The sequence below is a fragment of the Streptomyces sp. NBC_01549 genome (assembly GCF_026339955.1).
GTDB lineage: Bacteria > Actinomycetota > Actinomycetes > Streptomycetales > Streptomycetaceae > Streptomyces.
The window spans coordinates 654636-668257 of the sequence record NZ_JAPEPW010000004.1 but is presented as its reverse complement, the minus strand read 5'-3'; the positions used below and the strand labels follow the sequence as shown (position 1 = coordinate 668257).

Annotated in this window: 12 protein-coding genes and 3 pseudogenes; 11 read left to right on the top strand and 4 right to left on the bottom strand. The window is 67.3% G+C overall.

What is annotated here, in order from left to right:
• The first annotated feature begins 244 nt into the window (after positions 1 to 244).
• Positions 245 to 1948, top strand: a complete 1704-nt coding sequence (locus OG819_RS53930; RefSeq protein ID WP_266647505.1) for an IS1634 family transposase — start codon at positions 245 to 247, stop codon at positions 1946 to 1948.
• A gap of 114 nt (positions 1949 to 2062) precedes the next feature.
• Here the strand turns inward: OG819_RS53930 and OG819_RS53925 are convergent.
• A pseudogene (locus OG819_RS53925) lies at positions 2063 to 2907 on the bottom strand (IS982 family transposase); the annotation flags it as partial.
• A 419-nt stretch (positions 2908 to 3326) separates the two neighbouring features.
• Here OG819_RS53925 and OG819_RS53920 point away from each other — a divergent pair.
• Entirely contained in the window at positions 3327 to 3731 is a 405-nt protein-coding gene (locus tag OG819_RS53920; RefSeq protein ID WP_266657236.1) for a hypothetical protein, read from the top strand.
• An 11-nt stretch (positions 3732 to 3742) separates the two neighbouring features.
• Here the strand turns inward: OG819_RS53920 and OG819_RS53915 are convergent, their stop codons facing one another.
• Positions 3743 to 4129, bottom strand: a complete 387-nt coding sequence (locus tag OG819_RS53915; protein WP_266635783.1) for an integral membrane plasmid transfer protein — start codon at positions 4127 to 4129, stop codon at positions 3743 to 3745.
• A 359-nt stretch (positions 4130 to 4488) separates the two neighbouring features.
• Between OG819_RS53915 and OG819_RS53910 the strand changes: the two genes are divergently transcribed.
• Positions 4489 to 5451, top strand: coding sequence for a pentapeptide repeat-containing protein (locus OG819_RS53910; protein WP_266657234.1), 963 nt, complete (start codon positions 4489 to 4491; stop codon positions 5449 to 5451).
• A 76-nt stretch (positions 5452 to 5527) separates the two neighbouring features.
• Here the strand turns inward: OG819_RS53910 and OG819_RS53905 are convergent, their stop codons facing one another.
• Complete coding sequence (locus OG819_RS53905) at positions 5528 to 5866, bottom strand: hypothetical protein (protein ID WP_266635789.1); 339 nt, start codon at positions 5864 to 5866, stop codon at positions 5528 to 5530.
• Positions 5867 to 6006: 140 nt separating this feature from the next.
• Between OG819_RS53905 and OG819_RS53900 the strand changes: the two genes are divergently transcribed.
• From OG819_RS53900 to OG819_RS53870, 7 genes and pseudogenes are all read left to right on the top strand, one after another.
• Positions 6007 to 7221: a tyrosine-type recombinase/integrase gene (locus tag OG819_RS53900; protein ID WP_323139478.1), complete on the top strand. Its 1215-nt coding sequence runs from the start codon at positions 6007 to 6009 to the stop codon at positions 7219 to 7221.
• A 13-nt stretch (positions 7222 to 7234) separates the two neighbouring features.
• Positions 7235 to 8164 (top strand): hypothetical protein, encoded by a 930-nt coding sequence (locus tag OG819_RS53895; protein ID WP_323139477.1) that lies wholly within the window; start codon positions 7235 to 7237, stop codon positions 8162 to 8164.
• 33 nt (positions 8165 to 8197) lie between these two features.
• Entirely contained in the window at positions 8198 to 8791 is a 594-nt protein-coding gene (locus OG819_RS53890) for a hypothetical protein (RefSeq protein WP_266657232.1), read from the top strand.
• 231 nt (positions 8792 to 9022) lie between these two features.
• Positions 9023 to 9199: pseudogene (locus OG819_RS53885) on the top strand (IS630 family transposase); the annotation flags it as partial.
• Positions 9200 to 9305: 106 nt separating this feature from the next.
• Complete coding sequence (locus OG819_RS53880) at positions 9306 to 10136, top strand: IS5 family transposase (protein WP_266653077.1); 831 nt, start codon at positions 9306 to 9308, stop codon at positions 10134 to 10136.
• Positions 10133 to 10555 carry a hypothetical protein gene (locus tag OG819_RS53875; RefSeq protein ID WP_212726660.1) on the top strand — a complete coding sequence of 141 codons (423 nt, stop codon included), beginning with the start codon at positions 10133 to 10135 and terminating at the stop codon, positions 10553 to 10555. Before OG819_RS53880 ends, OG819_RS53875 begins: the two co-directional genes overlap by 4 nt.
• A 303-nt stretch (positions 10556 to 10858) precedes the next feature.
• Positions 10859 to 11551, top strand: a complete 693-nt coding sequence (locus OG819_RS53870) for a transposase (RefSeq protein ID WP_266657230.1) — start codon at positions 10859 to 10861, stop codon at positions 11549 to 11551.
• 53 nt (positions 11552 to 11604) lie between these two features.
• On the opposite strand, the gene OG819_RS53865 is transcribed toward OG819_RS53870, so the two are convergent.
• Positions 11605 to 12942 (bottom strand): IS110 family transposase, encoded by a 1338-nt coding sequence (locus tag OG819_RS53865; protein WP_266647905.1) that lies wholly within the window; start codon positions 12940 to 12942, stop codon positions 11605 to 11607.
• A gap of 286 nt (positions 12943 to 13228) precedes the next feature.
• Between OG819_RS53865 and OG819_RS53860 the strand changes: the two are divergent.
• Positions 13229 to 13621 (top strand): annotated as a pseudogene (locus OG819_RS53860) (transposase); the annotation flags it as partial.
• Position 13622 lies beyond the last annotated feature (1 nt).

Below are 13622 nucleotides of genomic sequence, written 5' to 3'. Positions count from 1 at the left end.
GGATGAAAGGGGTCAGTGGTCGTACGCGGTGAGCGAGCGGAGGGTGGCTTGTCCCGTCTGGTCGTTGTGCCAAATGACGGCGGTCACCTGCGTTCCACAGTTGAGCGGGGTTCTCGGGGGTGTGGCAGGGCATCGGTGCAGGTCAGGCGGTTGCACCTAGCGCGAAAGGCCGAAAACGCCTAGTGGCACGATGTTGTCACCCCCATGCCTGTGACATGGAATGATGTGCGTATCGTCTAGCGGCATGTATGTGAAGACGACGTCCCGGCGGAACAAGGACGGGCAGACGGTCCGGTATCTGCAGCTGGCCCACAACGAGTGGGACCCGGCCGTGGGGCGTTCGCGTACGAAGGTGCTGCACTCCTTCGGCCGGGAGGACGAGCTCGACCGCGAGGCGGTGCGCCGACTGGTCGGCGCGCTCTCGAAGCTGCTGGACCCCGCGTCCGCGCTGGCCGCGACCGGCTCGGGAGACCTGTCACTGATCAGTTCCAGGCCGTGCGGCGGGGTGCACGCGCTGGACGGACTCTGGCACCGGCTCGGCCTCGACGGTGTCGTGCACCGCCAACTGGCCGGGCGGCGGCTGGATCCGCGCGTCGAACGGGTGCTGTTCGCGCTGGTCGCCAACCGGGCCCTGGCCGCCTCCAGCAAGCTCGCCGCGACCGAGTGGATCGCCGACGACGTCCACATAGACGGCCTGGAGGCGATCAGTGACGAAGCCTGCTACCGAGCCATGGATTACCTGCTGACCATCGAGCCGGCCCTGGCCAAGGAGACGTACTTCCAGGTCACCGACCTGCTCAACCTGGAGGTGGACCTGCTGTTCTTCGACACCAGCTCCACGTACTTCGAGACCGAGGACGCCGACGAACCTGTCGCCCGCGACGAACACGGCGAGCGCCTGGCCGCCGACGCGCCGGCCGAAGACGCGGTGCGACACGACGGGTTCCGCACCCACGGCAAGTCCAAGGACTCCCGCGACGATCTGCCCCAGGTCGTCATCGGCATGGCCGTCACCCGCGACGGGATCCCGGTGCGGGTGTGGTCCTGGCCCGGCAACACCGGTGACCAGGCCCTGATCCGGCAGGTCCGCGACGACCTGCGCGAGTGGACGCTGTCGAAGATCGTGTGGGTCGCCGACCGCGGCTTCACCTCCGCCGCCAACCGCCGGGCGCTGATGCGCGGAGGCGGCGGCTACATCATCGGCGAGAAACTCCGCACCGGATCACCCGAAGTACGCGCCGCCCTCTCGCGGCAGGGCCGCTATGCGTCCGTGCGCGACAACCTCCAGGTCAAGGAGGTCAACATCGGAACCGACGACCGGTTCGTGATCTGCTTCAACCCCGACCAGGCCACCCGCGACGCCGCGATCCGTCAGCGGATGGTCACCCAGCTCACCGAGGCGATCGAGGCCACGGACAAGCTGCCCAGGCCCGAACGCGACAAGCTGGCTGGGGTGTTGTCCACCAAGCCCGGTCTGAAACGGTTCTTGCGCACCACCCCGAGCGGGCTGCTGCGGGTGGACAAGAAGAAGATCGCCGCCGAGGCCAACCTCGACGGGAAGTACCTCCTGCGCTCCTCGGATCCGAAGCTGTCGGCCGAGGACATCGCCCTGGGTTACAAACAGCTCCTGGAAGTCGAGCGCGGCTGGCGCGACATGAAGCAAATTCTCGATCTCCGCCCCGTTTACCACCGCCGCGAGGACCGCATCCGCGCCCACGTCCTGCTCTGCTGGCTCGCCCTGCTGCTGATCCGCGTCGCCGAGACCTCCACCGGCCAGACCTGGAACCGCCTGCGCGCCGAACTCCAGCGCCTGCACGCGGTCACCTACACCGGCCCGGCCGGCACCTTCCGCCAGTCCACCGACCTCACCAAGCCCCAGCGCGACATCTTCACCGCCCTGAACGTCACCCCGCCCAAGAAGATCATCGATCTGACCGCAGGCCGCTGACCAGGCACTATCCCCCCGCCTAGTGACACGCCATCTCGGCGTGCTCACAGGCGTTTCCGCAGGTCAACCCACGTTTTCGTTCCCTAGTCGACACCGCTAACTGTGGAACTCAGGGGTCAGGGCGAGTATTCGCTGCATGACGCGGGCGATGACACCGCGGGGTGTCCGTCCTCGGTGCTGTTCGAGGTCGAGCTGTCCCTTGAAGGTTTCGTTGATCGACTCGATAACCTGCCGCAACGGCTTGAACAGGGGTCCGCCGGGCCGCTGCCGTTCGCCCTTGCGGGTTGGCCGGAGCAACTGGATGCCGTACTCGGCCAGTTCGCGTTCGAAGTCGCGGCCGAAGTAGTTCTTGTCCCCGATCAGTGTCTGGCCGGGCCGGCGGCGAGGAGGTGCGGTTCGGCCGCGAACAGGTCCAGCAAGGTCTCGCACTCGTCGGCCTTGGCCCCGGTCAGGGTGAAGGCGACGGGCAGGCCATGGAGGGTGCATACCAGGTGCAGCCGCAGGCCCCAGAAGAAGCGGCTGTGGCTGGCGCAGTAGCCGTACTGGGCCAATCCGGCCAGGTCGGAGCGTTTCACGGTCTCCCGAGAGCGGCCGCATTCGACAGGTGTGGAGTCCGCGATCCATACGTCGTCGCTCCACACCGAGGTGCTGGTGGCCAGGATCCGAGTGACTCGGCGAAGCAACTCGGCGGCCTTGCGTAGCCGCTTGTTGTAGCCGGGTTGCTGGGGCAGATACGGAAAGAGGTGCCGCAGGTGGGCCCGGGCATGCCGAAGCCACCTGGCCTCGGAGGTGAAACCGAGCATGGCCTGCATCATCGCGAGGGTGACCAGCTCGGCGTCGGTGAGCTGCGGCGCGATGCCCACGGCCGGCCGCCACGACGCCAGGTCCGGACGCTCTTTCGGCAGGTCGTCGGTCGTCGCATAGAGTGCTGTCGCGAGGGTGTCCAGGTTGTTCGTCACAAAACGATCTTGGACACCCTCATTCTCGTCTCCGCAGACACCCCTTGGAATTGATCATCTAGGGGAAGGACGCCTTGTCGTCGCCGCGCAGGCGGGGCCTCACGACCAAGAGCAACAGTTCGGCTTCGCCAGATCGATGCTGAGCAGGAAGCCCCGGGCGGGGTGGTTGCACGACAGATGCGGCCTATAGGAGCACCACTTACAGCGCAGGATCGCGACCGTGCCCTTGTTGCTACCGGGGCTGAGGCCCATGTCCCGCAACTGGCGCCGTGTGGCCAGGCCTTCGGGGACCGCGCTGCGGTCGTACTCGGAAACCAGCGGGTTCGCGGATTCTGAAGGTCGGCCGGAAGCGAACCTGCTGGTAGTGGCGAGCATTCGGAGGGCTGGGCACTCAGGTTGAGCGCTGCTTGAATGCTCCAGTGATCGAACTAGTGGTTGCCCTGGCAGCGGCCGGGCCGACGGCGTGGCTGTTCCGTCGCAAAGCGAAGCAACGTGCAGACAGTGCCGCTCAGGGAGATTTAATCAAGGTTCCCTGCCTGCTCCGGCATCCTTCGCCTGAAGGGCGGTGGCTCCGTGGGTGGCTGTTGATCGGCCCCTCCGGGATGGCCTGGGAGCCCCGAACCAAGGCCGGTGCGGCACTATCACTTCCGGATGAGTTGCGGCAGATCAGCGTGCGTTCACCGTCGCTGCGCGAAGCAGTGAAGATCAACGGTGGGTCCAGGATCGTTGAGTGCACCTCGTCCGAGGGCGCTCTTCTTGTTGCCGTGATGCCGAATGAGTTGGATCACGTGCTCACGGGCTTGAACAGCAACGGAGCAGAATAGACAGCGTTCCCTCATGCCTGGGTGGGATCGATGGTGAAGCGCTCGGGGTGGACGGTGCCGATGAGAGCGACGCCATCGATGACGATGAGGGCGACGGCGGCCAGCAAGAGGTAGGGGGCGCGCCCCTGCCCCTGGTACTTGCGGAGCGCGATCTGAGACAGGACACGGATGCGGTCCGGTCGGCGGTCGTCGCTCATCTCCGCGCGGATCTGCTGGGAGTCGCACCGGGCCCAGTAGGGGAAGCTCACGTGGTCAGTGCCGCGCAGGCGGGGAAGATTCACGAGCAGGACCGGACGGCGGAGTTCGGCAAGCGCGATGGCGTACGCCGCACAGGAGCCGGAGCTGAAGTCCCGGGCGGGCTCCGGTCGATCCGGTGATGTGGACGCGGACCCAGCCACGCACCGAGGGAATGCGGACGATGTCGCCTGGCCGCAGCCCTCAGTGGGGCAGCCGGCTCGGACTGCAGTGTTCGTCTCCGAGCCCGTTCTCAACCCGTCGCCTTCCAGGCGAGGTCGTGCACGGGCGTTTGAAGACCGTTGCTGAGACGCATCCTTCTGCCATTGCGGCGGGCACTGGCAGGAAGTGGTGGAGGATGGTCAGGTCGTCCAGAGGACAGCGGGTCCTGCCCGGGCATCCCCTGCGCGAGGCGATACCCCCCAGGCTGCGCCGCCCTGGCCGGTCATGGGCGACGAGCCTCGCCATGGTTTGCGGCAGCGTTGCTCTGGTCATCTTCGTCACCGTGGTGGCACCCCGGTATTTGCTGAACTGGGACGCTCCATCGACACCCGCCGCAGACCGGGCGAAAGCGATCAACGACATCCGCACCACGCTGCTGCAGGGCCTGGCGGGCATAGCCCTGCTGATCGGTGGATTCTTCACCTGGCGGCAGCTGGACATCAGCCGCCAAGGGCAAATCACCCAGCGCTTCACAGCAGCCGTGGAGCAGCTGGGCAACACCAGTCCGGAAGTACGAATCGGTGCGATCTTCGCCCTCGAACGTATCGCCCATGACTCGCCGGACGACCGCGGACCGATCGCGGAGGTGCTGTGCTCCTTCGTGAAGCACAACGGACTGGCGACTCCCCTCAGCGAGCGTCCGGTCCCCCATGATCAGGCGCACAAGGGCGAGCTGGCGCGCACCCACGGCGGGGAAGAACCTCTGCCCGTGCGGCACCCCGTCCGGCAGGCGGCGATGACAGTGCTCGGCCGCCGGTCGCCGACGCCGCGCAGTCAGCCGCTGCCCTTGGACCGGGTCGACTTTCGGCGGGGTCTGCTTGCCTTCGCCAACCTTGCCGACGCCGACCTGCATTACAGCGATCTCTCCGGTGCGGCCCTGGCCTGTGCGAATCTACGACGCGCGCAACTGACCGGCATCTGGCTGGCTGGCGCCGTGCTCGTCGACGCCGACCTGCACCAGGCCGACCTGCGCAGTGCAGTCTTATGGCATGCCCGACTCGACAGCGCGGACCTGAGCGCGACGGACCTGACCGGAGCCGACCTGACGGGCGCGGTCGTCAAAGGCACGCGGTTCGAACTGGCCGATCTACGCGGCGCTGACCTGACTGGTACCGATCTGGCTACGGCCAGCCTGACAGGCGCGGTGAGTGACGCCACCACGATCTGGCCCACTGGATTCGACGCCGCAGCCGCCGGCCTGATCACGGCCAGCGACGACGCACCGCCGCTACGCCCGCACTCGTACCACGACCGGTCCCGGTGAGCCAGTGCCTGTCTGCGGCGCCGTCCGGGTGCGAGGCCGTTGTCCGGGGCCGGGGTGGCCTGAGGAGCAAGCAGGGTCACAGGGTGTGTTCTCCTTGCGGGTCAAGGAAGTTGGCAGCCCAGATCAGGCGCTGCCCGGCGTTGTCGTTGATCAGGACGGCGGCCTTGTGCAGCGGGCAGGAGGAGTAGCGGTCGGGCTCGATCTGCTCAGCCCGGCGCGCGGCGGCTGTGACCAGCTGCGCGAGCGAGGGGACGAAGCCACCGGGCGGGTCGGCGTCCACGATGAGCTCACGCAGGATCGCAGCGAGCTCCGCCTGGTTGACGTCGTCCGCTTTGAGGTCGTCCTCGGTCTGCTGGAGAGCAAGCTGGGCGATGTCGACCGAGGCGCGGACGCGTTCCAGGCAGGTGCGGCTCACCGGCGGGCCCGGGTGCGGGTGGTGAGCCAGGTGGTAACGGCGGCGGCGACGCCGATCGCGCGGTGCAGGACCGGGTCTGTTAACTGCACTAACTCGGAGGGCCGTTCGGTCCGGGGGCCTTGAGTTCTGATCATGGGATCGTGCATGAGACTCCTTCGCTTCATCGAGATCTGATTGACGGGCGGGTACGGCTGCCGCAGGTCGGCAGTGTGATCGCGGGTACAACGCCGTCGCTGCCGTGGCTGGTGGTGGACGCCGCCGACCGTGAGATCGAGCCCGCCAGCGCCTACCTGCGGGACCGGATGCTCGGCGACGCCAGTACGGCGACCTGCCGGAGTTACGACTACGCCCTGCTGCGCTGGCACCGCGTGTTCTGGGCCCTGGACGTGGGATGGGAACAGGTCACCGAGGCCGAGACCGCCGCCCTGGTGGGCTGGCTGAGGCACGCCCGCAAACCCCAACGTCAACGGCGACGCCCCGGCAGCCACCCGGCCGGGTCCGTGAACACGAAGACCGGCAAGCCCACCCTGCGGGCCGGATACGCGCCGTCGACAATTGGCCGCAACCTGACGGTGGTCCACGGCTTCTACGCCTTCCACCAGCCCTTCGGCCGTGGTCCGTTGGTCAACCCGGTCCCGGAGAGCGCGGCTCGACGGGCTGCGCTTGCCCACCGGTCGCCGTTGGAGGTCCACCAGCAGTACCGACGGGCCCAGCTGCGTCCGAAGGTGCCCGTCAGGCATCCGCGGTCTATCCCCGATGACCAGTGGGACGAGCTGTTCGCGCAGATGAAGTGCGTCCGGGACAAGGCCCTGTTGTCGAACTACCTCGCCTCCGCTTCCCGGGCGTCCGAGCTGCTGGGAGTCCGCCTCGGAGACATCGACTGGACCAAGGGCCAGCTCTGGGTGATCTCCAAGGGCACCCGGGCCCGGCAGCCGGTCCCGACCTCCCCGGAGGGCTTGGCCTACCTGGCCGCTTACCTGGAGGAGGACGGACTGCCGCCGGAGGGGACACCGGTCTGGCGGACCCGCCGGGGCGAGCCCCGCCCGCTGACCCACTGGGCGGCCCGCCGGATCTTCCAGCGGGCCTGCGAGGTCCTCGGGGCGAACTGGACTCTGCACGACCTGCGGCATATGGCCGCGAAGCGGATGGCCCGGGATCCGGAGCTGAAGCTGCACGAAGTCCAGACGATCTTGCGGCACACGCATATCAGCACCACCGAGCTCTACACGGCCGTCGGCCTCGACGACCTGTGCGACAAGCTCGCAGCCTTCTACTCCCGGCCTGTCCAGCCCACGACCTGGCCGACCCAGTACGCCCAGGACGACATCGAGGCGGTGTTCGGTGCCGGCCAATAGGGTCGGACACAGCATGCGGATCCAGGGACCCACGACCAACCGGGTCCGCCGCCGCGAGGTCGAGGACCTGGTCCCGGAAGGCATGTTCGTACCGACTGCGCTCCTCCCGGCCCCGCCTCCGCCGCCACGGCAGCCGCCGCGGTCGCTGGGTGACTTCAGCACGGCACCGGTCGAGCAAGTCATCACGGTCGCCGCCGATCACAGTGTGCCGCAGGGGTCGCAGAGCGGCCCACGGTCGGCGATCCCTCGGGTACTGGATAGCGTCAGCCTGGTGAATCTCAACCTCTTCAACGATGTGCCCGATGGCCTGACTCAACGAGCCCGGTCATTCGTCCGCGCGCACGGCGTCAAGGTCGACATCCGGCCCATCGAGGAGCACAGGCAGTGGTGGCTTGAGCGAGACATCCCAGCGGCGGTCATCGACCGGATGGCGGCCTATGAAGAGCAGTGGGGTGGCCTGGTACTGCCACCCTCACCGCAGTATGACGGCGGACCCAGGTACCTCGAAGCGGACTCGCCCGAGGGCTCAACCTCCGATGGGTGGTGGTTCGAAGCCGGGATGCAGCGGACCGCTGTCCCGTACTCGTTCATGATCGGGCCGTCCGGTGAGTTCGGCATTCACACAGGTCGGTGGGTGCCCCTCCATGCCACCGTCGCAGGCTGGGTGGAGTCGCTCGCACTGACTCACCACGTGTCCGTGTGCGCAAAGCAGATCGTCAAGGTCACCGGCGACGATGTCGATAGCATCGTGCTGGACGGGTACGAGCCAGTGCGCGAAGTGAAGGGCCTGGCCGACACCTGGTGGCGAGGAGCCGACTCGCTTGTGACGATCTATTCAGGGGAGGCCGAGGCCCTCTCCTTTCCGCGGGGCCGCACTGCGTTGATCTATTCCGGCCTGGATGAGTGGGGCCTGCGAGGAGGCGTCAAGGACAGCGACAGCTGAGGACGTCAGGAGCCCTTGGTCCAGAATCAGGACATGGACGTCCCCAAGCTGCTCGAAGCCGCGACCCTGCTTGTCCCCGAGGAGATCGCCACAGAGAACGACATCACGGTGCGGGACGTCTGGGAGTACCTCAGGGAAGACGAGTGGGAGGTTGCCCTCGGGCTACTGGAGGAACTCGGCGACGTCCATTCGCTCCCAGTCAGCTTCTGGGAGAACCTGGCCACCGCAGCCGAGCAGATGCGACTGGAGAGGAGCGCGGCCTGGTGCCACTGGCGCTGCTACGAGACCCGCAACGGCATCATCCGAGCCGACCTCACCCTGCGGTCGGCCTCCGAAGCTCGACGGCAATCCCCCTTCGACGGTGCCGGTGTTTTGCGTCCGATGTGGAACATCGGAAATCGCACCTCGACCGGCGAACCCGCCCTCAACATCGCGCGGCTCTGGGTGGAGTTCGTGCCCTTCCTGGAGCTCGGTGGGCAATCCTCGGTGCGGCTCGCTCCTCTCGACCCCTCCCAGTGGCAGCACCTTGATCCCGGACAAGTGATCACGATGCATGAGGACCGATCCGTCGCCGGAACGGCCATCATCCTGGAGATTCAACGCCCTGCGACGGCGGCCACCGAGTAGAGCAAAGCGACCGTTGGTGCAGAGAACGTCCAGCTCCATCCACGCGCTGCCCGGGCCGGTCAGCTCCAAAGTGACCTGGTTGTCGACGGTCACGCCGTAATTCCCCACCTGATCGCCAGGCACGGTGCCTCGGCCTGAGGGGGCCGCCGGCTGGCCAATGACCTCTGGCAGACTCCGCGGCATGGGGTTGTTCAAGCGGGCCAACAAGCCAGACAGTGCTGCTAGGGGGCGACTCACGACTATGTGCGCGCCGGCACCACCACCTTGTTCGCGGCCCTGGAGGTCGCGACCGGCAAAGTGATCGGCTCTCTGCACCGCAGGCATCGGGCCGAGGAGTTCAAGAAGTTCCTGATCAAGCTCGACAAAGAGGTGCCTGCCGGCCTGGATGTCCACCTCATCTGCGACAACTGTGAGAGTGCGAGATGTGGCGTTCCGTCGGTCTTGTCATCGCTCGATGGTGTGATGTTGGGGCATCGCTGGTGGTCAGGAGTTCGGGGTTCGCTTGAGTTGTGGCATGAGCATGCGCAAGCCGTACCCGAGTGATCTCACCGACGAGCAGTGGGAGCTCCTCGAACCCGTGATCACGGCATGGAAGGCCCGGCATCCGTCAGTCAGCGGGCATCAGGGGAAGTACGCGATGCGGGAGATCGTGAACGCCATCCTCTACCAGAACCGCACGGGTTGTCAGTGGGAGTTCCTGCCCCATGACATGCCCCCGCCCGGAGCGGTGAAGTACTACTTCTACCTCTGGCGCGACGAGGGCACCGACCAGGACATTCACGACCTGCTGCGCTGGCAGCTGCGGGAGAAGCGGAAACGATTAGCCGACCCGAGCCTGGTGGTCCTGGACACACAGAGCATCCACGCCGCCGTCGGCGTCCCGGCCACGACGACGGGCCGGGACGCCGCGAAAAGGGTGCCGGGCAGGAAGAGATGCCTGGCCGTGGACGTGCTGGGCCTCGTCATTGACTGCGTCGTCCTGCCCGCCTCCGCGCACGAGAACACCGCCGGCATCGCCCTGCTGGACGCTGTCACCGAGCAGTGCGACACGGTGAAAAAGGCCCTGGTCGACCAGGGCTTCAAGAAGAAGGTCGTCGAGCACGGCAAGAACGTGGGTATCGACGTCGAGATCGTCGAGCGCAACCCGGACGACAAGGGCTTCGTTCCACAGGCCAAACGGTGGATCGTGGAGCAGACGAACGGGATCCTAATGTTCTACCGCCGTCTCGTACGCGACTACGAACACCGCCCCGCCTCCTCCCGCTCCCGCGTTCTGTGGGCGATGGCCTCCGTCATGAGCCGTCGCCTCACCGGAGCCACCAGCGCCTCCTGGAGGACCGCATGAGCGAGAACCCGCAGGTCAAAGTCATCCTGGAACACATCGAGACCCGCGAACGCGAACTGGACGACCAGGCCGGGCAGTTCCGGGCCCGCATCGAAGAGCTCACCCGGCAGCTCGGCGAACTCGACGCGGAGAGCGAGAACCTGCGCATCACCCGCAAGACCCTCCTCACTCTCCCGCTGCCCTCACCCTCCACCGGGCCGGACCGCCCCGACATCCCGGACCACCCCGCCTACCAGCAGATCCTTACCGCCCTGACCGACGCGGGCCGGCCGATACGCGCCCGCGACCTCTGCCAGGCCCTCGACCTGCCGATCCTCCCGAAGAACACCGAAGGCATCCGCTGCAAACTGAAACGCCTGGTCAGCCGGGGCATCCTCATCGAACCCGAACCCGGCCTGTTCGCCTGCCCCGGCGCCTGAGGACCACCCCCCACCCGCGACCAGCGGTCCTTCCACAACCTCAACCACGAAACGGACAAGAGCCCACGTTCCGCACTCTGAGACTCACGGGGTGCCGTCGGGGGCCGGAGCCTGACCCGTGTGACAACTGGCCTCAGCTGCCTTGGAGTAGATCTGTCGGCTTCCGGCCCCGGGCGGTGCCGCTGTCGCCGGACCGGCGGGCGTGTCCCGATAGGGGCCTTGCCGTGAACAGGGCACCATCACAGTTCTGACCGCCCACCCGGCCCGGCGTCGGCTACAAGCCCCAGCCGATGAAGGAGCCGCGTGACCGTCACCAGCATGCCCCAGCCGACCCTGCCCGCGCAGCAGGCAGCACAGCCCGCGGAGGACGTGATCCTCGGGGTCGACACCCACAAGGACGTGCACGTCGCCGCAGTGATCACCGTGCTCGGCGCGCTCCTGGCCCACCAGGAGTTCCCGACGACCGCTGCCGGATACCGCCAACTCCTCGTCTGGGCACGCTCGTTTGGCGCCCTGCATCGTGCCGGAGTGGAGTGCACCGGATCCTACGGATCGGCACTGGCACGGTTCCTGCACGGGGAGAACATCCAGGTCATCGAGGTCAACCAACCGGATCGTGCCACCCGGCGCAAGCGAGGCAAGACCGACGCCGTCGACGCGGACGCCGCTGCCCGCGCGGTCTTGTCCGGACGCGCCACCACCACGCCCAAGACGGGCGAGGGCCCGGCTGCCGACATGCGCGTCCTGAGACTGGCCAAGGAATCGGCGGTCAAGGCCCGCACCCAGGCGATGAACCAGCTCAAAGCCGTACTCCTGGGTACCGATCCCGCACTGCGCGAGTCTTTGTCCGGACTCAGGAACCCGGCGCTGATCGCCCGGTGCGCGGACGGCCTGGCCGACAGTGACGACGCGGCCGTGTTCACCCTCCGGCTGCTGGCCCGCCGCATCCAGCACCTGACCGGAAAACTCAACGGTCAGATGGGGATGGCGAGATAGCCCCTCGATGGTGACGGTCGGGGGCTGGTGTGGGGCGGTGGGGTCGTGGGATGTCAGGCGGCTGCCGGGGTGAGGGTGACGTCGTGGCCGAGGGCCTTGAGCTGGCGGACGAGGTCGCGGCTCTTGCGGGCCGGGTCGAGGTTGCGGGTGTGGAAGTCGGGGCCGAGGTCTCGGTAGCGGGCGGTCGGGTCGTTCATGAGGTGCCAGACGGCGACCAGGATGGAGCGGGCGACGGCGACCAGGGCTTTCATGTGGCCGCGGCGTTTGACGATGCGGCGGTAGCGGGCGCCGAGGAAGGTGTCGGTGCGGGCGGCGGAGATTGCTGCTTCGCCGAGGGCGCCGCGGAGCCAGGGGTTGCCTTTGCCGGTGGGGCCGGAGGTGTTCTTGTTTCCGGACTGGAGGGTGCGTGGGGAGAGTTTCGCCCAGGACACGAGATGGCCGGCGGTGGGGAAGACCGTCATGTCCAGGCCGGTCTCGGCGAGGATGACCTGCGCGGTGCTGGGGCCGACGCCGGGGATCTCGTCGAGGCGTTCGGTGTCGGTGATCGGTATGAGGGTGCCCTGTCCGGGGCCTTCGTCGTCCTCGGTGGTGGACAGCTCGGCCAGACGCAGGGTGATCCGGGCGGTGAGCTTGTCGATCTGCACGGTGAGGTAGTCGACGGTGTCCAGCAGCATCCGGCACATGAAGGCGTGGTGTTCTTCGAACCGGCCGGTCAGGGCCTCGGCCAGGGTGCTGTGGCTGGCCTTGATGGTGCCGTGGGCCAGGTCCGCCAACGCCTTGGGGCTGCGTTCGCCCGCGATCAGTGCCTCCAGCATGGCCCGGCCGGAGACGCCGAAGATGTCGGCGATCACGGTGGACAGCTTGATCTGGGCGTCCTCGAGGAGTTTCTCGGTGCGCTGCTTGTGGCGGGTGCGCTCGTGGGTCATGACGGCCCGGGCCCGGGTCAGATCGCGCAGTTCACGGACCGGCTTCGGGGGTACGAACGAGGGCCGGAGCATGCCGCGTTCGGTGAGCTTGGCCAGCCAGACCGCGTCCAGGCGGTCGGTTTTGGGCCGGCCCGGGACGTTCTTGACGTCACGGGCGTTGACCAGCCAGCACTCCAGACCACGCGATTCCAGCAGAAAGAAGTACGGCTTCCAGTAGGTCGACGTCGCCTCCATCACCACCCGGGTGACGCCCTGGCAGACCAGGTGGTCGGCCAGGTCCAGGATCGCGCCGCTGGTCGCGACGGTGTTGAAGACCCGCTGCACGCGCTTGCCGGGCTTGTCCTCGTGCGGCACCCGCACACAGACCATGCCCGACGCCTTGGCGATATCGATCGCCGCGACACGGGCCACGAGCTCCTCGGCCTGCTCGATCTCCTCGACGCCACCGTCGTCGGTGTCCGCCATGCACAACTCCCTGGTATCGATCCGTACGGGCCGACGCCTGCCCAGGGGCCGCGGGGGAGCGAAAATCTGACCGGCGTGCTCGATGGCAACAGTGCGTGGCCCCTCTGCGGCCCCGGCACCAGACTGACCTACGGGCTCAACGTCCCAACGAGCTACCGGCGTCGGCGGGCAGGCGCCGCAGCCATGTTTTCACGCCGGCAAGGCGCACCCGAAGGGAACAGGGGGACTGACCTGCGAGGTCAAGGAACTCACCCGCCGCGTCACCCAAGCCGTCAGCACCCACCGCCCGCAGCTGCTGGAGATCGTCGGTATCGGTCCCGACAGCGCCGCAGCCCTCCTCATTGCCGCCGGCGACAACCCCGACCGGATCCACAACGAGGCATCCTTCGCCGCCTTGTGCGGCGTCAGCCCGGTCGAGCGGTCCTCCGGCAAGACCCAGCGCCGACGGCTCAACCGCGGCGGTAATCGGCAGGCCAGTGCCGCCCTCTATCGCATCGTCATGACGCGAATCCGCTGGGACGAACGCACCCGCACCTACCTGGAACGACGCACCAAACAAGGCATGTCGAAGCGCGAGATCATCCGCTGCCTCAAACGCTACGTAGCCCGCGAAATCTACCGTCACATCCAACCAATGACGGCATCCGCGTTCCATCCTTCACCGCTTGACGAAACATAGG